Source organism: Nonomuraea sp. NPDC026600 (assembly GCF_040638335.1).
GTDB lineage: Bacteria > Actinomycetota > Actinomycetes > Streptosporangiales > Streptosporangiaceae > Nonomuraea.
In genome coordinates this window covers 161,747-183,480 of the sequence record NZ_JBEZYD010000021.1, presented here as the reverse complement: position 1 = coordinate 183,480, position 21,734 = coordinate 161,747, and the positions used below count along the sequence as shown (strand labels likewise).

Annotated in this window: 19 protein-coding genes and 1 tRNA gene; 5 read left to right on the top strand and 15 right to left on the bottom strand. The window is 68.1% G+C overall.

The genetic code is table 11. From position 1 onward, the window contains the following. Positions 1-124 precede the first annotated feature (124 nt). From cysN to AB0F17_RS38470, 9 genes are all read right to left on the bottom strand, one after another. Positions 125-1,387 carry a sulfate adenylyltransferase subunit CysN gene (cysN, locus tag AB0F17_RS38510; protein ID WP_358033299.1) on the bottom strand — a complete coding sequence of 421 codons (1,263 nt, stop codon included), beginning with the start codon at positions 1,385-1,387 and terminating at the stop codon, positions 125-127. Positions 1,388-1,391: 4 nt separating this feature from the next. Then, positions 1,392-2,306, bottom strand: coding sequence for a sulfate adenylyltransferase subunit CysD (gene cysD / locus AB0F17_RS38505; protein WP_358033296.1), 915 nt, complete (start codon positions 2,304-2,306; stop codon positions 1,392-1,394). An 18-nt stretch (positions 2,307-2,324) separates the two neighbouring features. After that, on the bottom strand, positions 2,325-3,101 hold the full coding sequence (locus AB0F17_RS38500; RefSeq protein WP_358033293.1) for an inositol monophosphatase family protein: 777 nt from the start codon (positions 3,099-3,101) through the stop codon (positions 2,325-2,327). Continuing rightward, positions 3,101-4,426, bottom strand: coding sequence for a sugar transferase (locus tag AB0F17_RS38495; protein WP_358033385.1), 1,326 nt, complete (start codon positions 4,424-4,426; stop codon positions 3,101-3,103). Before AB0F17_RS38495 ends, AB0F17_RS38500 begins: the two co-directional genes overlap by 1 nt. 226 nt (positions 4,427-4,652) lie before the next feature. Next, positions 4,653-5,237 (bottom strand): aminoacyl-tRNA hydrolase, encoded by a 585-nt coding sequence (gene pth, locus AB0F17_RS38490; protein WP_358033291.1) that lies wholly within the window; start codon positions 5,235-5,237, stop codon positions 4,653-4,655. A gap of 60 nt (positions 5,238-5,297) precedes the next feature. Next, on the bottom strand, positions 5,298-5,891 hold the full coding sequence (locus AB0F17_RS38485) for a 50S ribosomal protein L25/general stress protein Ctc (RefSeq protein WP_358033288.1): 594 nt from the start codon (positions 5,889-5,891) through the stop codon (positions 5,298-5,300). Between the two features lie 93 nt (positions 5,892-5,984). Next, positions 5,985-6,962: a ribose-phosphate diphosphokinase gene (locus AB0F17_RS38480; RefSeq protein WP_358033285.1), complete on the bottom strand. Its 978-nt coding sequence runs from the start codon at positions 6,960-6,962 to the stop codon at positions 5,985-5,987. Between the two features lie 64 nt (positions 6,963-7,026). After that, positions 7,027-8,478, bottom strand: a complete 1,452-nt coding sequence (glmU, locus tag AB0F17_RS38475; RefSeq protein ID WP_358033282.1) for a bifunctional UDP-N-acetylglucosamine diphosphorylase/glucosamine-1-phosphate N-acetyltransferase GlmU — start codon at positions 8,476-8,478, stop codon at positions 7,027-7,029. Between the two features lie 118 nt (positions 8,479-8,596). Next, positions 8,597-8,668, bottom strand: a tRNA-Gln gene (locus AB0F17_RS38470). Positions 8,669-8,900: 232 nt separating this feature from the next. On the opposite strand from AB0F17_RS38470, the gene AB0F17_RS38465 reads away from it, so the two are divergent. The 4 genes from AB0F17_RS38465 (at position 8,901) to AB0F17_RS38450 (ending at position 13,740) form a co-directional block, all read left to right on the top strand. Further along, positions 8,901-9,839, top strand: a complete 939-nt coding sequence (locus tag AB0F17_RS38465; RefSeq protein ID WP_358033279.1) for an acyl-CoA desaturase — start codon at positions 8,901-8,903, stop codon at positions 9,837-9,839. A gap of 94 nt (positions 9,840-9,933) precedes the next feature. Then, the gene (locus tag AB0F17_RS38460) at positions 9,934-10,800 is read left to right on the top strand and encodes a TetR family transcriptional regulator (RefSeq protein WP_358033383.1); all 867 of its coding nucleotides are present in this window, start codon (positions 9,934-9,936) and stop codon (positions 10,798-10,800) included. A gap of 53 nt (positions 10,801-10,853) precedes the next feature. Further along, on the top strand, positions 10,854-12,914 hold the full coding sequence (locus AB0F17_RS38455) for an RNA degradosome polyphosphate kinase (RefSeq protein ID WP_358033277.1): 2,061 nt from the start codon (positions 10,854-10,856) through the stop codon (positions 12,912-12,914). Continuing rightward, complete coding sequence (locus AB0F17_RS38450) at positions 12,907-13,740, top strand: NUDIX hydrolase (protein WP_358033275.1); 834 nt, start codon at positions 12,907-12,909, stop codon at positions 13,738-13,740. The genes AB0F17_RS38455 and AB0F17_RS38450 overlap by 8 nt, the downstream gene beginning before the upstream one ends. A gap of 4 nt (positions 13,741-13,744) precedes the next feature. Here AB0F17_RS38450 and AB0F17_RS38445 read toward each other — a convergent pair whose 3' ends face one another. The 4 genes from AB0F17_RS38445 to AB0F17_RS38430 are packed head-to-tail and all read right to left on the bottom strand — an operon-like array spanning position 13,745 to position 17,700. Then, complete coding sequence (locus tag AB0F17_RS38445; protein ID WP_358033272.1) at positions 13,745-14,920, bottom strand: cytochrome P450; 1,176 nt, start codon at positions 14,918-14,920, stop codon at positions 13,745-13,747. Next, on the bottom strand, positions 14,917-16,554 hold the full coding sequence (locus AB0F17_RS38440) for a CYTH and CHAD domain-containing protein (RefSeq protein ID WP_358033269.1): 1,638 nt from the start codon (positions 16,552-16,554) through the stop codon (positions 14,917-14,919). Before AB0F17_RS38440 ends, AB0F17_RS38445 begins: the two co-directional genes overlap by 4 nt. A 31-nt stretch (positions 16,555-16,585) precedes the next feature. Continuing rightward, positions 16,586-16,942, bottom strand: coding sequence for a glyoxalase (locus AB0F17_RS38435; RefSeq protein WP_358033266.1), 357 nt, complete (start codon positions 16,940-16,942; stop codon positions 16,586-16,588). Next, on the bottom strand, positions 16,939-17,700 hold the full coding sequence (locus AB0F17_RS38430; protein WP_358033263.1) for a trans-aconitate 2-methyltransferase: 762 nt from the start codon (positions 17,698-17,700) through the stop codon (positions 16,939-16,941). Before AB0F17_RS38430 ends, AB0F17_RS38435 begins: the two co-directional genes overlap by 4 nt. A gap of 109 nt (positions 17,701-17,809) precedes the next feature. Here AB0F17_RS38430 and AB0F17_RS38425 point away from each other — a divergent pair, with 109 nt between their 5' ends. After that, positions 17,810-18,310, top strand: coding sequence for a MarR family transcriptional regulator (locus AB0F17_RS38425; protein ID WP_358033260.1), 501 nt, complete (start codon positions 17,810-17,812; stop codon positions 18,308-18,310). Positions 18,311-18,432: 122 nt separating this feature from the next. Here AB0F17_RS38425 and AB0F17_RS38420 read toward each other — a convergent pair whose 3' ends face one another. Together AB0F17_RS38420 and AB0F17_RS38415 are read right to left on the bottom strand one after the other, a co-directional pair. Next, complete coding sequence (locus tag AB0F17_RS38420; RefSeq protein WP_358033258.1) at positions 18,433-20,229, bottom strand: ABC-F family ATP-binding cassette domain-containing protein; 1,797 nt, start codon at positions 20,227-20,229, stop codon at positions 18,433-18,435. 368 nt (positions 20,230-20,597) lie between these two features. Then, positions 20,598-21,500: a 4-(cytidine 5'-diphospho)-2-C-methyl-D-erythritol kinase gene (locus tag AB0F17_RS38415; RefSeq protein WP_358033256.1), complete on the bottom strand. Its 903-nt coding sequence runs from the start codon at positions 21,498-21,500 to the stop codon at positions 20,598-20,600. Positions 21,501-21,734 lie beyond the last annotated feature (234 nt).

Genomic DNA, 21,734 nt, shown 5'->3' with positions numbered 1-21,734 from the left:
GGATCTACCTAAGACCCACCATGGGCGTGGCGGCCGTCCTAGTCAGCATCACCCGCCGCCAAGCCACACAAAACACGCAAAAGCGGGCGCCCGATCCACCGGACGCCCGCTTCGAACGACTTGACTACCGCACGTCTATGATCATGCCGGCCCCGACCGTCCCGTTCGTGGCCTCGTCCACCAGGATGAACCCACCGGTCAGCCGGTTACGCGAGTAGTCGTCCACGAACAACGGCTGGGTGATCCGCAACGACACCCGCCCGATCTCGTTGAGCGACAGCGAGGCCGCCGTCTCGTCCCGATGCAGCGTGTTGACGTCGAGCCGATAGTGCAGGTCGCGAACGAGCGCCCGAGCGGTGCGCGTCGTGTGTTTGATCATGAGCTTGGAGCGCGGCGCCAGTTTGGCGGTGTCGGCCATCCAGCAGACCATGGCGTCGATCTCCTGCGCCACCTGCGGCTGGTTGTTGGGCCGGGCGATCAGGTCGCCGCGCGAGATGTCGATGTCGTCCTCGAAGCGGAGCGTCACCGACATCGGCGGGAACGCCTCCTCCACCGGCCCGTCGAAGGTGTCGATCGAGGCGATCCGGGTGACCAGGCCCGAGGGCAGGTGGACGACCTCGTCGCCGGGCTTGAGCACGCCGCCCGCCACCTGGCCCGCGTAGCCGCGGTAGTCGTGGAAGGCGTGGTCGGTGGCCCGCTGCGGGCGGATCACGTATTGGACGGGGAAGCGCACGTCGACCAGGTTGCGGTCGGAGGCGATGTGGACGTTCTCCAGGTGGTGCAGCAGCGACGAGCCGTGGTACCAGGGCATGTTCTCGGACCTGGAGACGACGTTGTCTCCGTTGAGCGCCGAGATGGGGATGAACGTCAGATCGGTCACGTTCAGCTTCGAGGCGAAGGCGGTGAACTCCTCGCGGATCTCCTCGAAGCGCTCTTCGGAGTAGTCGACCAGGTCCATCTTGTTCACGGCCAGGACCAGGTGGGGCACCCGCAGGAGCGTGGTCAGGAAGGCGTGCCGCCTCGACTGCTCCAGGACGCCCTTGCGCGCGTCGATGAGGATGATCGCCAGGTCGGCGGTGGAGGCGCCGGTGACCATGTTGCGGGTGTACTGGATGTGCCCGGGCGTGTCCGCGATGATGAACTTGCGGCGCGGCGTCGCGAAGTAACGGTAGGCCACGTCGATCGTGATGCCCTGCTCCCGCTCGGCCCGCAGGCCGTCGGTGAGCAGCGACAGGTCGGTGTATTCGGTGCCGCGGTCGCGCGAGGTGCGCTCGACCGCCTCGAGCTGGTCTTCGAAGATCGCCTTGGAGTCGAAGAGCAGGCGGCCGATCAGGGTGGACTTGCCGTCATCGACGCTTCCGGCCGTGGCGAAACGCAGGATGTCCATAGGTTTAGAAGTAGCCTTCCCGCTTGCGATCCTCCATGGCGGCCTCCGAGGCGCGGTCGTCGGCCCTGGTGGCCCCGCGCTCGGTGATCCGGGTGACCGCGATCTCCTCGATGATCTCCTCCACCGTGCCGGCCGCGGACTGCACGGCCCCGGTGCAGGTCATGTCGCCCACCGTGCGATAGCGCACCACCGCCTCGAACAGCGGCTCATCGTCGCCCCGCTTGACGACCTCGGAGTCGGGCAGCAGCATGCCGTCGCGCTCGAAGACCTTGCGGGTGTGGGAGAAGTAGATGGACGGGATCTCGATGCCCTCGCGCCGGATGTAGTCCCAGACGTCGAGCTCGGTCCAGTTGGACAGCGGGAACACCCGGATGTGCTCGCCCTTGCGGATCCGCGCGTTGTAGAGGTTCCACAGCTCGGGGCGCTGGTTCTTCGGGTCCCACTGGCCGAAGTCGTCGCGGAAGGAGAACACCCGCTCCTTGGCGCGGGCCTTCTCCTCATCGCGGCGGGCACCGCCGAAGACGGCGTCGAACTCCTGCTCCTCGATCGCGTCGAGCAGCGTGGTGGTCTGCAGGCGGTTGCGCGAGGCGCGCCGCCCGGTCTCCTCGACCACGCGCCCGGCGTCGATCGAGTCCTGCACGCTGGCCACGATCAGGCGGGCGACCAGTTCCTCGGAACGGCGGTCACGGAACTCGATGACCTCCTCGAAGTTGTGGCCCGTGTCGACATGCATCAGCGGGAACGGGATCGGGGCCGGCCAGAACGCCTTCTCGGCGATCCGCAGCATGACGATGGAGTCCTTGCCGCCCGAGAAGAGCAGACAGGGGCGCTCGAACTCCGCCGCCACTTCACGCATGATGTGAATGGCCTCGGCTTCGAGTACGTCGAGCTGCGACGTCGTATAGTCGCGCTGGAGCATGGGGACTTCCTCCGGCCTTCAGCGGTGCAGATCCCGAATCCCGGCGAGCAGGGCAGACGCCAAGTCAGGTAGGGAAACAAGGATATCCGGTAGTGAGGGGTCAACTTGGTTGTAGGTCAGCGGCGAGCCGTCGATGCGGCTGGCATGGGCCCCGGCCGCCTGCGCGACGGCGACGGGCGCGGCTGAATCCCACTCGAACTGGCCTCCGGCGTGCACGTACGCCTCGACCTCGCCGGTGAGCACGGCGGAGATCTTCGCCCCGGCCGACCCGATCGGCACGAGGTCGGCACCGACCAGATAGGCCAGCTTCTGCACGAACTCGGGCGGCCTCGTGCGGCTCACCGCGATGCGGAACCGGCCGTTGTTGAAGGCGGGGTCGAAGGCGGGCAGCGTGGGCGGCTCGGCGGTGGTGAGCGTGCGGCCCTGCGCGGGCAGCGCCACCGCGCCGGCGGCCAGCGCGCCCCGGTCCCAGAGCGCCACGTGGACGGCCCAGTCGGCCCGGCCCTCCTCGGAGAACTCGCGGGTGCCGTCGAGCGGGTCGACGATCCACACGCGTGAGGCACTCTGCCGGCGCGGGTCCAGCCGTTCCTCGCGGGTGGCCTCCTCGGAGAGCACGCAGTCGCTCGGCCGTAGCCGGGCCAGCGACTCCATCAGGAAGACGTGCGCGCCACGGTCACCTTCGGCCCGCAGCGCGGACGCGTCACCGAAGCCGGTGCGCCTGCGGATCTCCAGCAACCGCTCGCCCGCCTCCGTCGCCAGATCGGCGGCGAGGGCATGGTCGTCCCGAATCGTCATCAATAAGCTCCTTGCCCGCGGGCGACGGCCGACCAGGTCTTCCAGAGGATCTGAAGATCCAGCATGAGAGACCAGTTCTCCACGTAACGCAGGTCGAGGCGGACCGATTCCTCCCAGGACAGGTCGGATCTCCCACTCACCTGCCACAGCCCGGTCAGTCCGGGCCGGACCAGCAGTCTTCTGCGCACGTCGTCGCCATAGCGGGCGACCTCTTCCGGTAGCGGCGGGCGCGGTCCGACCAGCGACATGTGCCCGAGCACCACGTTGATGAGCTGCGGCAGCTCGTCGAGCGAGTGGCGCCGCATCAGCGTGCCGAGCGGCGTCACCCGGGGATCGTTGCGGACCTTGAACAGCACGCCGTCGCCATCGCTGACGAGGGTGATCTTCTGCTGCTCGGAGCCACGCCGCATCGTGCGGAACTTCACAATCATAAACAGCTTGCCGTCCTTGCCGACCCTGATCTGCCGGAACAGCGCCGCCCCGGGACTGGTCACGCGTACGGCCAGCGCCAGCCCGCCCAGCAGCGGAGCCAGGCACACCAGCAGCAGGGCGGCCACCACCCGGTCGAAGCCGTTCTTGACCAGTTGCCTGGCCCCCGCCAGCTCGGGGTGCTCGACGTGCAGCAGCGGCAGCCCGGCGGCCGGCCGGATCATCGTGCGCGGCCCGGCCACGTCCATCAGCGCCGGGGCGACCACGAGGTCGGTCCGGGTGCGCTCCAGCCGCCAGGCCAGCCGCCGCAGCGCCTGGCCGTCCATCTCGGGGCAGGCCAGCACGGCCACGGTGTCGGCGCCGGACTGGTCGACCACGATCGACACGTCGCTGAAGCCGCCCGCGACGGGCACGTCCGCGATCCGCTCTTCGGGCGCGTCGTCGGGCAGGCAGGCGGCCACGACCTCCATGCCGTGGTAGGGCTCCCTGCGGAACAGCTGGACCAGCTCGGCGATCGCCGAGGCGTGCCCGACGGCCACCACCTTGCGCATGCACGCGCCCGCCGCCCGGCGGCGGTGCAGCGAGCGGCGCAGGCCGTACCTGCAGAAAAGGGTGAAGAGCGTGACGAGCGGCAGGGCGAGGACCACGTAGCCGCGGGCGACGTCGGTCTTGGTCACATAGGAGCCGATGGCCGTCGCGGCGGTCAGCGCGACGCCGCACTGCACGACGCGGCGGAACTCCTCGGAGCCGATGCCGATCATGCGCGGCTCGTAGGCCCGGTTGAACGCGACCGTGCAGATCCACAGCAGCGGCAGCGCCACGCTGACCGCGAAGTAGGGAGCGGAGTAGGCGGTGAAGCCGCCGAACCTGACGTAGAACGCGGAGCCGGACGCCATGCCCGCGCACAGGAAGTCGCCGAGCATGGCACGGATGCGATAAGCGCGTATCCAGGTAGGCAGGTAGGGACTGACCCGCCTGGACCTGGCGTGGCCGGACCGGACTAGGGTCATCAGCCCCTCGCCGTCGCGCACGAACCCTCCACGTGACCGTTGATCAACAGACAGTCACCAGATCGTAGCGTTGGGTGAGGCATGGGAACCCACGAACGACCCAATGCGATGGTCAGCGAGGAGGGCCGGAAATGTGCAGATCAGCGCGGTGGAATTCGTTCTGCGTGACTTCGAGGCCGCGCTCCATCAGCGACTCCACCACGTCGGCCGCCCGGTCGACCAGGAACGTCAGGTCCTTGCGCTCGACCGTGGCGAAGTCCTTCAGAACGTAGGCGGCGGGGTCCATCCGGCCGGGCGGGCGCCCGATGCCGAAGCGAACCCGCAGGTAGTCGCGGGTGCCGAGCACCTTGGTGATCGACTTCAGCCCGTTGTGGCCGTTGTCGCCGCCGCCGAGCTTGGCGCGCAGCGCGCCGTACGGGACGTCCAGCTCGTCGTGGACCACGATCAGCCGGTCGGGGCCGAGCTTGTAGAAGTCGGACAGCGCTTTGACCGGGCCGCCCGACAGGTTCATGTACGTCAGCGGCTTGGCCAGCACCGCGCGGCTGGACTCCAGCACCTCGGATCGGCTCCGGTGCGCCTTGAACCGCCCGCCGGCCCTGGCGGCCAGCTCGTCGAGCACCATGAAGCCCGCGTTGTGCCTGTTGCCGGCGTACTCGGAACCTGGATTGCCCAGCCCGGCGATCAACCAGCGGTCCATGTGTCTCCCTCACGCGAAACGGGGCAGCCATCGGCTGCCCCGTCGCACAACTGCGGTGTGTTACTCGGCGTCCGCGGCGGCCTCGGCGGCTTCGGTCTCGGCCTCGGTGGGCGCCTCGACCGGCTTGGAGATGACCTGGAGGATGACGGTCTCGGGCTCGGCGATCAGCGTGGTGCCCTTGGCCAGCTTGAGGTCGGCGGCGGTGATCACCGTGCCGATCGTCAGGCCCTCGACGTCGACCTCGACGCCGGTCGGGATGTGGGTGGCCTCGGCCTCGACCGAGACGGAGACGAGCTGCTGGTCGAGCAGGCCCTCGGAGTTGACGTCGCCGACCGTGGTGACCGGGATGTCGACCGTGACCTTCTCGCCCCGCTTGACCAGGAGCAGGTCGACGTGCTCGACGAAGCCCCTGATCGGGTCGCGCTGGACGCCCTTGGGCAGCGCGAGCTCGTCGACGCCGTCGCCCTTGAGGTGGATCAGCACGTTGGCGGTGCGGAGCGCGAGCAGCACCTCGTGGCCGGGCAGCGTCAGGTGCAGGGTGTCGGTGCCGTGGCCGTAGAGGACGGCGGGCACCTTGTTGTCGCGGCGGATCTTGCGCGCGGCGCCCTTGCCGAACGTGGTGCGCGGCTCGGCGGCGATACGTACTTCAGACATGACATCTCCTAGGGATGCATTTCAGGATTTTGCGCTCCCCCTCACCCGCCCTAGCGGAAGGCGTTACGAACGCAACCCTCCAAGTCTACCGGCTCAGGTGTCGCCCTCGAACAAGCTGGTCACCGAACCGTCGGTGAACACCTCGGTGATCGCGCGGCCGATCAGCGGCGCTATCGACAGAACGGTGAGCTTGTCGAACCTGTTGGCCGGCGACAACGGCAGGGTGTTGGTGACGATGACCTCGGAGATCCGGGAGTTCTTCAGCCGGTCGACCGCGGGATCGGAGAACACCGCGTGGGTGGCGGCGGTGATCACATTGGTGGCGCCCTGCTCGTAGAGGGCGTCGGCGGCCTTGCAGATGGTGCCCGCGGTGTCGATCATGTCGTCGATCAGCACGCAGGTGCGCCCGCGTACCTTGCCGACGACCTCGCTGACCTTCACCGAGTTGGCCACGTCGAGGTCGCGGCGCTTGTGTATGAAGGCCAGCGGCGTGCCGAGCGTGTCGGCCCAGCGCTCCGACAGCCGGACCCGGCCGGTGTCGGGCGAGACGATCGTGGTGGTCGCCAGGTCGAGCCGGTTCTTCAGGTAGCTCTCGAGCACCGGCATGGCGAACAGGTGGTCGACCGGGCCGTCGAAGAAGCCCTGGATCTGCGAGGTGTGCAGGTCGATCGACATGAGCCGGTCGGCGCCCGCGGTCTTGAACATGTCGGCCATCAGCCTGGCCGTGATCGGCTCGCGGCCGCGGCTCTTCTTGTCCTGCCTGGCGTAGCCGAAGAACGGCATGACCACGGTGATGCGCTTGGCGGAGGCCCGCTTCAGCGCGTCGACCATGATGAGCTGCTCCATGATCCACTGGTTGATGGGCCAGGTGTGGCTCTGGATCACGAAGGCGTCGCAGCCGCGGACGGATTCGAGGTAGCGGGCGTAGATCTCGCCGTTGGCGAAGTCGATCAGCTTGGTGGGAGTGAGAGAGACGCCGACGTGCTCGGCGACCTCGTCGGCGAGCTCGGGGTAGGCCCGGCCGGAGAAGAGCATGAGGTTCTTCTCGCCCGGCTGCTTGATGCTGGTCATGAGATCTCCTTCGTCGGTCCCATGACCAAGGTGCGGTTGTTACTGATGACCTCGACAAGCTCGGTCATATGCCACTCTCCTGCTGTTCTTGCTTGGCCAGCGCCTTTTCGGCCGCCGCAGCCGATTTCGTACCCGCGCGCCTGCGCAAGACCCATTTCTCGATGTTGCGCTGTCGCGCCCTGGCCACGCCGATCGCGCCCGGAGGAACGTCGCCGTCGATGACCGAACCGGCTGCGGTGTAAGCGCCGTCGCCCACGGTCACCGGGGCGACGAGCATGGAGTCGCAGCCGACGAACGCGCCGTCGCCCACCGTGCTGCGGTGTTTGTTGACGCCGTCGTAGTTGACGAAGATCACGGCCGCGCCGATGTTGACGTCGTCGCCGATCGTGGCGTCGCCCGCGTACGACAGGTGTGGCACCTTCGACCGCTCGCCGACCTGCGTGTTCTTCATCTCGACGAACGTGCCCGCCTTGGACTTGCGCCCGAGGACGGTGCCGGGGCGCAGGTAGGCGTAGGGGCCGACGCTCGCCTCCGGGCCGATCTCGGCGTGGTCGCAGACCGCGTTGCGCACGACCGCGCCCGCGCCGACCTTGGTGTCGGTCAGCGTGGTGACCGGCCCGACCTCCGCTCCGGCTTCGATGACGGTGTGACCGTGCAACTGCGTGCCGGGATGGACGACCACGTCGGGCTCGATCTCGACGCCGACGTCGATCCAGGTGCTTGCCGGGTCGATGATCGTGACTCCGGCCCGCATGTGGCCGTCGAGCAGCCGCTGGTTGAGCACTTTGCGGGCGGAGGCGAGTTGTACGCGGTCGTTGACGCCCTCGACCTCGACGAAGTCGGCGGCGATGTGCGCGCCGACCCGGTGGCCCTCCTCCCGCAGGATGGACAGCACGTCGGTGAGGTATTCCTCGCCCTGGGCGTTGTCGGTGGAGACCCGTTTGACCGCGTCGGCGAGCAGCAGCCCGTCGAAGGCGTAGATGCCGGAGTTCATCTCCTTGATGACGCGCTGCTCGGGCGTGGCGTCCTTCTCCTCGACGATCTCCAGCACGGCGCCGCCGGCATCGCGGACGATGCGCCCGTAGCCGGTCGGGTCGGGCACCTCGGCCGTCAGCACGGTGACCGCGTTGCCGTCACCGGCATGCCGTTCGAGCAGCTCGGCGAGGGTCTGCGTACGCAGCAGCGGCACGTCTCCGTAGGTGACGAGGACGGTGCCGGCGATCGTGCCGAGCTCTTCGAGCACGGTGCGGACGGCGTGGCCGGTGCCGCGCTGCTCCCGCTGGACGACGGCGCGCGCGTCGGGGCTCGACTCGGCCAGGTGCGCGCCGACCCGTTCGGAGGCGTGGCCGATGACGACGATGAGCCGTTCGGGACCTAGGTCGCGAGCGGCGGTGAGCATGTGATCGACCAAGGCGCGGCCGCACATCTCATGCAGGACTTTGGGGGTTCGGCTCTTCATCCGGGTGCCCTCGCCTGCGGCGAGGACGATGACTGCGGCCGGGCGCGGCACACTCACGGACTGGGGCTCCCTGTGGCTGGGCGGTTCAGGGTCGCGGCTCTCGCACCGCCACCCTCCCGACACCGTGAGGATACCCAACCGACACTCGCGCTTACTCGGCGGGAGAGCCTCCAAGCTCCCGGAAGAGGACTCGAACCCCTACAAAGTGGACCAAAACCACTTGTCCTGCCGATTAGACGATCCGGGACTAAATCGGGCACCGAAGCGCCCGACGCACTCCTACGATACCGATCCTTGGCCCACGCGCGCGCCACATAACAGACCGCCCGAAAAGCCGCAAGGTAAAGAACCTACTCCTCTCTTGGGCAGAGAGTCGCCTTCGCCACACTCGCGGCTTAGGTCTTACTAACTTACGATGGCGTAGGTTACGGTTGCGTAGCCAGGACATTCATTCTCATATACGTCGTGAGAGGTAGCCCATGACCGTTATCGCCGAGCGCACGTCCCCCGGACCGAAGCCCGACGTCGAACCCGATCCCCGGAGCAAGGCCGAGCTCGTCACCTTCACCCTCGTCGTGGGACTCCCCCTCATCGCGCTCGTGGCCGCGGTGCCGTTCGCGTGGGGATGGGGACTCGGCTGGACCGACATCGTCATCGCCTTCGTCTTCTACGTCGTGACCGGCCTCGGCGTCACCGTCGGCCTGCACCGCTACTTCACGCACGGCTCGTTCAAGGCCAAGCGCCCCCTGAAGATCGCGCTGGGCATCGCGGGCAGCCTCTCGCTGGAGATGTCCGTGCTCGACTGGGTGGCCACCCACCGCAAGCACCACAAGTTCTCCGACAAGGAGGGCGACCCGCACTCGCCGTGGCGCTTCGGCCCCGGCTTCAAGTCGCTGTCCAAGGGTCTGCTGTACGCGCACATGGGCTGGATGTTCGACGCCGACCGGACCAACCGCGAGAAGTACGCCCCCGACCTGGTCAAGGACGACGACGTCGTCAAGCTGCACAAGTGGTTCGGCCCGCTGGCCCTCACCTCGCTGCTGCTGCCCGGCATCCTCGGCGGCCTGCTCACCTGGTCCTGGCAGGGCGCGGTGACCGCGCTGTTCTGGGGCTCGCTGATCCGCATCGGCCTGCTGCACCACGTGACCTGGTCGATCAACTCGATCTGCCATGTGTTCGGCGAGGAGAGCTTCCAGGTCCGCGACAAGTCGCGCAACGTGTGGTGGCTGGCCATCCCCTCGTTCGGCGAGTCCTGGCACAACCTGCACCACTCCGACCCCACCTGCGCCAGGCACGGCGCGCTGAAGGGCCAGATCGACCTCAGCGCCGAGGTCATCCGGATCTTCGAGCGGCTCGGCTGGGTGTACGACGTACGTTGGCCGACCCCCGAACGCCTGGCGGCGAAGCGCATTGGATGAGCCCGGCTCCTTGTTGACCGGATCTTTGATGACCGGTCAACCGTCGGGCACCGCCATTATGGAAACCGTGACCGAACCCCGATCGCGCAGGCGCATGACTGGCAGGGAACGAAGAGAGCAGCTGATCCAGATCAGCCGTACGCTCTTCGCCGAGAAGGGGTTCGACGGGACCTCCATCGAGGAGATAGCGGCAACGGCCCAGGTCTCGAAGCCGGTGGTGTACGAACACTTCGGCGGCAAGGAAGGCGTCTACGCGGTCGTGGTCGACCGGGAGATGCAGAAGCTGCTCAGCATGATCACCGAGGCGCTGTCCGCCTCCCACTCGCTGATCAAGCTGGAGCGGGCGGCCCTGGCCCTGCTCCACTACATAGAGGAGAGCAGCGAGGGCTTCCGCATCCTGGTGCGCGACTCGCACGCCGCCTCGGGCACGGGCACGTTCGCGAGCCTGATCAGCGAGATCGCCAGCCAGGTCGAGGACGTCCTGGCCGACGAGTTCGTCTCGCGTAACTACGACCCCAAGCTGGCGCCGATGTACGCGCAGATGCTCGTCGGCATGGTGGCGCTGACCGGCCAGTGGTGGCTCGACGTGCGCAAGCCGGGCCGCGAGGAGGTCGCCGCCCATGTGGTGAACCTGGCCTGGAACGGCCTGACCGGGCTGAACCCGCAGCCGGCCATCACCGAGAGCGGGCGCGCCCACCCGACCGTCGTCGTGCCGCGCGCCAGCGAGAAGGAGCTGCGCGAGCTGGAGAAGGCCCGCGACAAGGAGCTCAAGGAGGCCGAGAAGGTCCGCCTGCGTGAGCTCAGGGAGGCCGAGAAGACCAGGGTCCGCGAGCTCAAGGAGCGCGAGAAGCTGCTGAAGGACGCCGAGAAGGCCCGCGAGCGCGAGGAGAAGCTGCGCCAGCGGGAGGCTCGCCTGGCCGAACGCGCGGCCAGGTTGGAGCAAATTGACCAGGCGGAATAAGCCGTTGCCGGGTCGTTCACGTTCTGTTCAACCAAATGGGGCATATTTCTCATATGTCCGCGGAACCACTTCGTCCTGAGAGCGATCTCCCCCTGCCACAAGAGAGGTTCCTCAACCGCGAGGAGAGCTGGCTGCAGTTCAACGAGCGGGTGCTGGAGCTGGCTGAGGACTCCTCTCTGCCCCTACTCGAACGCGTGCGCTTCCTGGCCATCTTCGCCAGCAACCTGGATGAGTTCTTCCGGGTACGGGTGGCCGGGCTGAAGCGGCGGATGGCCACCGGCCTGCTGCTCAGGACGAAGAGCGGGCTGAAACCGCGCGAGGAGCTGGCCCGGATCGCGGCGATCTCCGACGAGCTGGCCAAGCGGCACGCGGCGGTCTTCCACCAGCAGGTCTGCCCGCAGCTGGCCACCGAGGGCATCGAGATCGTCAGGTGGGACGACCTGGGCCGCGAGGAGCGTACGGAGCTGCGCAAACTGTTCAGGGAGCGGATCCGGCCGGTGCTGACGCCGCTGGCCGTCGACCCTGCACACCCATTTCCGTATATTTCGGGACTCAGCCTGAATCTGGCGGTCCTGGTGAGGAATCCGGCGAACGATCACACCGTGTTCGCGCGGGTCAAGGTTCCTTCGCAGCTGCCCAGGTTCGTCACTGCCTCCAAGGATCGGTTCGTACCGCTAGAGGATGTCATCGCGGCACACCTGGGGCAGCTCTTCAAGGGCATGGAGATCGTCCAGCACCACGCCTTCAGAGTGACCCGCAACGAGGACCTCGACGTGGACGAGGACATCACCGAGAACCTCATGCAGGCGCTGGAGCGGGAGCTGAAGAACCGCCGCTTCGGCCCGGCCGTACGGCTGGAGGTCGAGGACACCATCACGCCCGAGGTGCTCGATCTGCTGGTCGAGGAGCTCGAAGTCGCGCCGCACGAGATCTACCGGCTGGCCGGCCCGCTGGACCTGACCGGGCTGCACGCCCTCGCCGATCTGGACCGGGCCGAGCTGAGCTACCGGCCGTTCGTCCCCAGGGAGGCGGTGCTGGCGGATGACGACATCTTCGCGGCGCTGCGCGAGCGGGACGTGCTCCTGCATCACCCCTACGACTCGTTCGCCACCAGCGTGCAGCGCTTCATCGAGGCGGCGGCCGAGGACCCGAACGTCCTGGCGATCAAGCAGACCCTCTACCGGACCAGCGGCGAGTCCCCCATCGTCGACGCGCTGATCGACGCGGCCGAGTCGGGCAAGCAGGTCGTCGTGGTGGTGGAGATCAAGGCCCGCTTCGACGAGCACGCCAACATCGAGTGGGCGCGCAAGCTGGAGAAGGCCGGCTGCCACGTGGTCTACGGCGTGGTCGGGCTGAAGACGCACTGCAAACTGGCGCTGGTCGTACGGCAGGAGCCGTCCGGCGAGCTGCGTCGCTACTGCCACATCGGAACGGGCAACTACAACCCCAAGACGGCCAGGCAGTACGAGGACATCGGCCTGCTCACCGCGGACCCGCTGGTCGGCGAGGACGTCACGGACCTGTTCATCCACCTGACCGGCTACTCCAACCACTCGGCCTACCGCAGGCTGCTCGTCGCCCCGCACTCGCTGCGCGGCGGCCTGATGGCCAGGATCGAGCGCGAGATCGCCCACCAGGAGGCGGGCCGTCCCGCGCGCATCCGGATCAAGACGAACTCGCTGGTGGACGAGCCGCTCATCGACGCCCTCTACCGGGCGTCCCGGGCCGGCGTGCAGGTGGACCTGTGGGTGCGGGGCATCTGCACTCTTCGCCCAGGCATTCCAGATCTGTCGGAGAACATCCGCGTACGGTCCATACTCGGGCGCTTCCTGGAGCACTCCCGGATCTACGAGTTCGGCCTGGGCCGGCGGCCCGAGGTGTGGATCGGCAGCGCCGACCTGATGCGCCGCAACCTCGAACGCCGGGTCGAGTCCCTGGTCAAGGTGACCAGCCAGCAGCACAGGGCGTACCTCATCGAGCTGATGGACTTCGCCACCGCCGGCACGACAAGCGCGTGGCAGCTGAACTCCGACGGAACCTGGGTGCGACATCCGGGCGAGGACCTGCAGAGCCATCTCATCGGCACCCGCCGTTGGAGGACCATTGATGACTGACCCGCTCCGTGCCGCCGGAGCCGTGGTGTGGCGTGGTGACGAGCGCCGCCCCGAGGTGGCCGTCATCCACCGCCCCGCCTACGACGACTGGACCTTTCCCAAGGGCAAGCTGAAACACGGCGAGCACGTGATCACCGCCGCGCTGCGCGAGGTACACGAGGAGACGGGCCTGGTCACGGTGCTCGGTCGTGCCCTGCCGCCCGTCCACTACCTGATCACGGACCAGCTCAAGCGGGTCGACTACTGGGCGGCCCAGGCCACACCCGAGAGCGAGGCGTTCACCCCCGGCGACGAGGTGGACGAACTGCGCTGGCTGCCGCTCGACCGCGCCCGCGAGCTCCTGACCTGGGAGTGGGACGCGGGCCTGCTCCACTCGCTGGAGGCGGCGCCGCTCGAGACCGTCCCCCTCGTCCTGGTACGTCATGGCTCCGCGGGCTCCAGGCAGGCGTGGGAGGGCGATGACGCGCTGCGCCCCCTCGACACGGACGGCAGGGCACAGGCCGAGACCATCGCCCGGGTGCTGCCCGCCTACCGTCCCGAGGTCCTGGTGAGCTCGCCCAGCCTCAGGTGCGTTCAGACGCTCCAGCCGTACAGCGCGGACATCAGGACCGAGCCACTGCTCAGCGAGGAGGACCAGGACCCGGACAAGACGACCGCGCTGGTCGGGGATCTCAAGACGGCGGCGGCCGTGTGCAGCCACGGCAAGGTGCTGCCCGACCTCATCCAGTCGCTCAGCGGCAAGGACGTGAACCTGCGCAAGGGGGCGTTCGCCGTCCTGCACCGGCTGGGCGAGCGGGTCGTCAGCGTGGAGCGTTACCCGGCGTGACGGGTCACCAGGTGACGGGCAGTTCGGCGACCCCTTCGGTGATCCGCCCCTCGTTGCGCCGCAGCTCGTCGAACGGCACGGCCACCCGCAGGTCGGGGAAGCGCCGATAGAGCCGGCTGAACACCGCCTCCAGCTCGACCCTGGCCAGGCTGGCGCCGATGCAGTAGCGCGGGCCGTACCCGAAGCTCAGGTGCGCGTCACTGGACGTCCGGCCCACGTCGAAGGCGTCGGGGTCGGGGTAGATCCGCTCGTCCCTGTTGGCCGCGCCGGGCATGATCAGCACGGCTTCGCCCCTGCGGATCGTGACGCCGCCGATCTCGATGTCGTCGTGGGCGTAGCGGGGCAGGCCGTGCAGGCTGGGCGAGGCCATGCGGAGGATCTCCTCGACGGCGCCGGGCGCCCGCCCGGGGTCGGCCTTGAGCAGCGCGAGCTGGTCGGGGTTGGCCTCCAGGAACAGCACGCCGTAGTCGATGCGGTTCACCGTGGTCTCGTGCCCGGCGAACAGCAGCCCGCCGGCCAGCTGGGCGATCCTGCCGTCGTCGTCCAGCACATCGGCCAGATCCGACAGGACGTCCTCGCCGGGATCGTGCCGCTTGCGCTCGATGAGCCCGGCCATGTACGCGCTCAGCTCCTCGCGCGCCGCCATGCCCTTGGCCTCGTCCGCGACGTCGCCCATCCGGGCGGAGACACCGCTGAAGTAGACCCGGTCCTCGAAGGGGACGCCGAGCAACTGGCAGATGACCAGCACGGGGAGCGGGAAGGAGAGCTCGGCGTGCAGGTCGGCGGGCGGCGTGAGGCCGGCCAGGTGCTCCAGCCGCTCGTCGACCAGGGCACCCACGTGGTCGCTGAGCGCCTTCATCCGGCGGGCGGAGAACGAGGGCATGAACAGCTTGCGCATCCGCTCGTTGTCGGCCTTCTCGGTCGCGCTCTCGCCCTGGGGGCCGCCGAGCAGCGCGGAGCCGGAGACGCGGGCGGCCTTCTCCGGCTCGGGGTGCGAGCGCCCGAGCCGGGAGTCGGCGAACAGCTTGCGGGCGTCCTCGTAGCCGCTGACGAGCCAGACCTCACCCCCCACCCGGGTCCGCACCCGGGTGATGCCCTTCTCGGCCCGCAGCTCCCGATAGGCTGCGGGAACCTCGAGCGCGTCCTGTCGTTCGAAGGGTATGACTGGTAAGTCACTCATAGTAGTTTCCCGATGGCTTGCACTGTTTCGGCCCAGACTCTGGGGAAGTCCGCGTGTGCTCGCTCCGCCGTGCCGCGTTCGAGGCCGATGAGCAGGCCGTAGGTGAAGGTGTCCTCGCCTGCCTGCCGCGCGGTCTCCGCCTCCTTGGCCAGCGTCTCCTGCGCCACCACACCGTCCTGATGCGTTCCGAGCACCTCCTGCACGGCCGCGGCGTGCTTGGCCAGCTTGGCCATGCTCCTGCCGAGCGTGGGCTGGAGGGCTTCGGCGGTGTAGCGGGCGCGTTTGGCCGCCTTGCGTACGTCATGCATGGCGATCTCGCGGCGCTCGAGGTCGGAGATCGCCTGAGCGGTGTCGTAGGCCTTGGTCACCCGGTCCCAGCTACCGGCGGCCACGTCACTGAGCTTGTCCTCTGCCGGTTTCGCCGCGGCCTTGGTCAGCCTCGGCGTGGCCGCCAACGTGTCGAGGGCCTCGAGCAGCGCGTAGTAGCGCTCGCCGCTGAGGGCCTCCTTGATGCGCTCGTACGCCTCGTGCTCGCGCGCGAGCAAGTCCTCACCGAGCCTGGTCAGGATGGGGCCGGTGACCAGTTCGGGGGCCAGCACCGCCAGCTCGCGGGCGAACCTGGCCCTGATCACCTCCAGGTCACGGGCCTCGCCGAGCGTGGTGCCCAGCCAGCGCAGCTCGTCCTGGACCGGCTTCGTGCCGGTGACGATGGTGTCGAACGCCTTGAGCGCGCTGCGTAGCCTGCGGGCGGCGACGCGCATCTGGTGGACGGCGTCTTCTTCCGCTCTCCGTACTCGGGGATCTTGTGAGAGGAGGGCTGTTACCTGGCCTGCCAGGTAGTTAATAACGATCTGGCCTGCTGTGCCGTCTTTTGTCAGGGCCTGGGCGGGGGGTGGGGGTTCGAGGAGTCTGGCGAGTTTGCTGGCCGCCGCTGAGGGGGTGGCGCCGGCTTTCATGAGCCGCTTGCCGACCTTGGCCAGCAGGGCTTGGTCGCCTCCGAGGAGCTCCGCCTCCACCTCGCGCCACCGCGCGACCCTGGACTCGTCCGGCGCGTCCTGCTCGCCTTCCGCGGCCGGCCTGTCTGCCGCGTCCGGTTCACCGGCCGTGTCCGGCTTAGCTGCCGCGTCTGCCGCGTCTGCCGCGTCTGCCGCGTCTGCCGCGTCTGGCGCTTTTGGCCTGTTCAGCTGGTTCGGCTTGTTCGGCTTGTTGGCGAAGACCGTACCCTTGACGCGGTCGTCGGCGATCTCGACCAGTCCGGTCGGGCCGTCGTGCAGCAGCGTGACGGTCCGGCGGGTGTCGAGCTCGGCCACCACCTGGAGCTCGGCGCCGCGGGTGTAGGCACGGACGAGTTCGGCCAGCTCGGGGGGCACGATCTTGGTGCTCCGGGTGAGCGGGCGGGTGATCTCCTGGCGGACGCCCTTGGCCTTGGGCAGCTTCAGATGCCAGCCCGCGTCGTTACCACCGCGTCTTCGGCGCAGGGTGACGCCCCGGGTCGCCAGCCGCAGATCGGGCGTGTCGTAGTAGAGCGCCACGAGCTGATAGCTCTTCGGGCCCGAGATCTCCCCAAGCTTGCTCAGGTCGGGTATCGCGTAGTCGGGAGGAACGTCGAACTTGTCCTCGATTTCGATGCCCATAGCACCTCACAGCCCTGACCGATTTGGACAATCATGCCACCACTGGATGAACTTCACACTTCTGAAGTAGCTCGATTCTGTTCCCGACCGGGTCCATGAGGTAGATCCGGCGGTAGCCCGGGAGCAGGTCGTCGGGTGGTTCTGTACTGAACGCGTTGAGGTCGTCCACCAGGAACGCCGGGTGCGCCTTCCTTGCGGGCCGGAAGTCGTCCTCGATGCCGAGATGCACCTCCACGCCCTCGCCACGAAACCAGACGCCACCACGTTTGGCCAAATCAGGCGGCTTGGGGACCTCCTGGAGCCCGAGGACTCCGCCGTAGAACTCCCTCAGCAGCGGCTCGCTCCCCGCGGGCGCGGCGAGCTGGACATGGTGCAGGCCCTTGATCATTTCTGCGCCACCACGAAGATGCGCCGGAACGGAAACGGCGTGCCGTACGGCCTGGCCGGATAGACCTCGTCGAGCCGCTGCGCCAGCTCGGCCGTGAACCTCTTCTGCTCGTCGGCGTCCAGCCGGTCGAAGATCGGGCGCAGGGCGGTGCCGGAGATCCAGTTCAGCACCGCGTTGTCGCCCTCGAGCAGGTGGACGTACGTCGTCTCCCAGGCGTCGACCCGGCAGCCGCTCAGGAAGTCGACATAGTCGACGGCGTTGTCGACCGGGCGGCCCCGGTCGAAGTCGCCGAGCCGATCGGACCACGCGGGCGTGGCGCAGAGCTCGCGGATCGCCACGTGGCTGGGGGCGTCGAAGTTGCCCGGCACCTGGAAGGCCAGCCAGCCACCCGGGCTCAGCGACTCGATCCAGTGCTCCAGCACGTCGCGGTGCGAGGGCACCCATTGCAGGACGGCGTTGGAGACCAGCACGTCCACCGGCCGGTCGGGGCGCCACGTGGTGACGTCGGCGACCGTGGACCTGATCTGCTGGTACTGGCGGGCCTTGGTGATCATGGCTGGGGAGGCGTCGAAGCCGTCCACGGTAGCCTGGGGCCAGCGGCGGGCGAGTTCGACGGTGAGTTCGCCGGTGCCACAGCCGGCGTCCACGACATAATCGGGACTGTCGGCGCCGATTCTGGCGGTCAGCTCGAAGAACGGGCGTGATCGCTCGTCGGCGTACCTGGCGTATGTTGTGGGATCCCAGATATCTCTCGACATAGAGATTATTGATATCGAGATATGTATCTCGATGTCAAGACAGTACAATCTGACGCATGACGCAGGACGCGCTCCCCCCGATCTGGCGATCTCATGTCAAGGCGGTGTCGTGAACGAGGAGCCGCAGGACGAGGTCGACCGGCTGGTGGCGGCCTGGCGGACGGAGCGCCCGGACCTCGATGTCGAGCCGCTTCAGGTGCTGTCGCGGGTTTCGCGGCTGGCCAAGCATCTCGACCGGGCCAGGCGGGCCGCGTTCGCCGAGCACGATCTCGAGCCGTGGGAGTTCGACGTGCTGACGGCGCTGCGGCGGGCGGGCAAGCCGTACGAGCTGAGCCCGGGGGCCCTGATCCGGGCCACGCTGGTCACATCGGGCACGATGACGAACCGCATCGACCGCCTCGCCCAGGCGTCCCTGGTACGGCGGCGGCCGGACCCGGAGGATCGGCGGGGGGTGCTGGTGTCGCTTACTGAGAGCGGGTTGGCGCGGGTGGATGCCGCGTTCGCCGATCTGCTGCGACGCGAGCACGACCTGCTCGTCGCCTTGGCCCCCAACGACCAACTCACCCTGTCCGCCCTGCTCCGCACCCTCCTTGCCCCCTTCGACTCCTAACTCGTTCCGCAGGGCACGTCTCGCTGTGCTCAGCCGCTCTTCTCCGAGCCATGCTGAGCTCAGCGACTCTCCTCCGACCTCGCTGAGCTGAGCGGCTCTTCCGAGTCAGGAACCCCAGCCGCTCAGTCGCTCAGGCGGTCGGCGAGTTCGAGCCACTCGGCTTCGACTGTGTCCTTTTGGTCGAGGATGTCTCTGAGCTGGGCGTCCAGGGAACCTAGTTTGGCGTAGTCGCTGGCCGCGTCCGCCATTGCGGCGTGGAGCTTGGCTTCCTGGTCGCCCAGTCGGTCGAGTTGGCGTTCGAGGCGGTTCAGTTCCTTGCGGAGCTCTCGTTCTTCCTTGGCCGACATGCCCTCTTGGGTGGCTGCGGGCTGGATCTGTGCGGGAGTGGGTTGGAGTGAGGTGGTTCGCGCCGTCAGGGCGGTGCCCTGGGCTCGGCGGGCCAGGTATTCGTCCACGCCGCCCGGAAGGAACGAGAGCTTGCCGTTGCCCAGGAGGGCCACGCACTTGTCTGTGACACGCTCCAGGAAGTAGCGGTCGTGGCTCACCAGGATGAGCGTGCCGGGCCAGCCGTCGAGAAGGTCTTCGAGCTCGTTCAGCGTCTCGATGTCGAGATCGTTGGTCGGCTCGTCGAGCAGCAGCACGTTGGGGTCGTCCATGAGCAGCCTGAGTAGTTGCAGCCGCCGCCGCTCGCCACCCGACAGGTCGCCGACGACCTTCCACTGCGCCTCGCCCTTGAAGCCCAGGCGTTCGAGCAACTGGGAGGCGGACCACTCCTTCTTGCCGACCTGGATGTACTTGCGGATCTCCTCGACCGTCTCCAGCACCCGGCGGGTGGGGTCGAGTTCGGCCAGCTCCTGCGACAGGTGCGCCAGCCGTACCGTCTTGCCCCTGTTCATCCGGCCCGAGTCGGGCTGGACCGTGTCGGCGAGCAACCGGAGCACGGACGACTTGCCGGAACCGTTGACGCCGATCAGCCCGACGCGGTCGCCCGGCCCGAACTGCCAGGTGCAGTCGTCGAGCACCAGCGGGCCGTTGCCGGGACCACCGGCGTGCAGGGTGACGTCTTCGAGGTTGTACACGGTCTTGCCGAGCCGGACCGCCGCGAACCGCAGGAGTTCCACATTTTCGCGAGCCGGCGGCTCGTCGGCGATCAGCGCCTGGGCGGCATCCACCCGGAACTTCGGCTTCGACGTACGCGCGGGCGGGCCGCGCCGCAGCCAGGCGATCTCCTTGCGCATGAGGTTTTGGCGGCGGTCTTCGGCGGCCTGGGCGATGCGCGCCCGCTCCGCCTTCGCGAGCACGTACGCGGCGTAACCGCCCTCATACCGCTCGACTCGCCCGTCCACGACCTCCCAGGTCCTGGTGGAGACCGCGTCGAGGAACCACCGGTCGTGCGTCACGACCACCAGCGCGCTCTTACGTCCGGCCAGATGACCGGCGAGCCAGGCGATGGCCTCGATGTCGAGATGGTTCGTGGGCTCGTCGAGCATGATCAGGTCGTGCTCTTCGATGAGCAACTGGGCCAGCGCGGTACGCCGCCGCTCACCACCGGACAGATCCCCGGCCTTGGCCTCAAGGTCGAGATCACCGATGAGATTGCCGAGGATCTCGCGGACGCCCTGATCTCCCGCCCACTCGTGCTCGGCCTTCTCACCCAGCACGATCTCCCGGATGGGCATAGCCGGATCGAGCGCATCATGCTGCGCCAGCATGCCCACCCGCAGCCCCCGGGTATGGGTAACCCGGCCGTTGTCCGGCCGGACATCCGCCGCGATCACCGACAGAAGTGTGGTCTTACCGCCGCCGTTACGTCCGACGACACCTATGCGCTCTCCGACCTCGACGCCGAGGGAGACGTCGCTGAGCAGCGGCTTGGGCCCGTAGGCATGGGAAACAGACTCGAGATTTACCAGATTCATGGCCTTACCAGGGTATCGGCCCGCGCGACGCTGTGGTGACGACGCCAAGCCACCACCACCCCCAAACCCAGCCGCAGGCCAGGCGATCAGGCGAACAAGCGAGCGGCCAGGCGGTCGGTTGGGCGGGCGGGCTGTCGGGCTGTCGGGCGGTCGGGCGGTAGGGCGGGCCGTCGGGAGGTCGGGCCGTCGGGAGGTCAGTAGGGCGGGCCGTCGGGAGGTCGGGCCGTTGGTAGGGCGGACGAGCGGTCTGTAGGACGGAAGGGCCATTCATGCGGCTCCGCGCTGCCCGCTCCCCAGTCTGGCCGCGCTGCCATCCTTACCCGAACAGTCCCATCGCACCCTGGAGCGGGCGTAATGCGCTGATGGCGTTAGACCACTACCGCGCCCGGGACAGGGCCGTGGGCAGGGATGGCGGTGCGGGTGACGTTGGTGGTGGTGAGGGCGGTGGCCAGTCGGTCGGCGTGGGCGGCATCGGTCGCGAGGAAGGCGCAGGTCGGACCGGAACCGGAGACGATCGCGCCGAGTGCGCCGTACTGACGACCGGCTTCGAGGGTGCGGGCCAGTTGAGGGCGGAGCGTCAGGGCGGCGGGCTGGAGGTCGTTCGTCAGGTACGCGCCCAGCTTGCGGGCGTCTCCGGCGCCGAGCGCCTCCAGCAGGGGGTCGCTCAACTGCGGCCAGGGGATCTCGGCACTGGTCGCGGCTCTGAGCCGATCGCATTCGGCGTAGACAGCGGCAGTGGACAGCCCACCCTCCGCCACCGCGAACACCCAGTGGAACTGACCACCGGTCGGCAACTCGCTGAGCTGTTCGCCCCGGCCGATCCCCACCGCCGTGCCCCCGAGCATCGAGAAGGGCACGTCACTACCCAGATCGCCGGCGATCTCCATGAGATCTTCGAGCGGCAGGCCAAGCCCCCACAGCTCGTTGCACGCCACCAGAGCCCCCGCCGCGTCGGCGCTCCCCCCAGCCATGCCACCGGCCACGGGAATGGCCTTGTGGATGATCAGCGCCACACCATAAGTGCGGCCCGCGTGCTTGGCCAGGGCTCTTGCTGCCTGAATCGCGAGGTTCTCGTCATCGAGCGGGACCCGGTCCGCCCAGTTTCCCCCCACCGTGACGGTGATCGACTCGGACTCCTTGGCGACCACTTCGTCGAAGATCGATACCGCGTGAAACACGTTGACCAGGTCGTGATAGCCGTCTTCGCGGAGCGGTCCGACGGATAGCTGCACGTTGACCTTCGCGGGCACCCGTACGGTAACCGAACTCATCGATCTTGTGTCACTTTCGTCGCTTGGCGGGGTCGAGGACTCATGAGCTTATAGTGGCTCGCTTCCTGGTCACGCGTTTCTCGGCAGAAGTGGTGAAGCCCTGTATGGGACCAAGCCAACCCCCGTGCTCCTGGAGGTCAGTGACATACGCAGGGATTAAGGCGCTTGGACGGACCAAACGGCCGACCGGACCGACGGACGGACCGACCGACCGACCGACCGACCGACGGACGG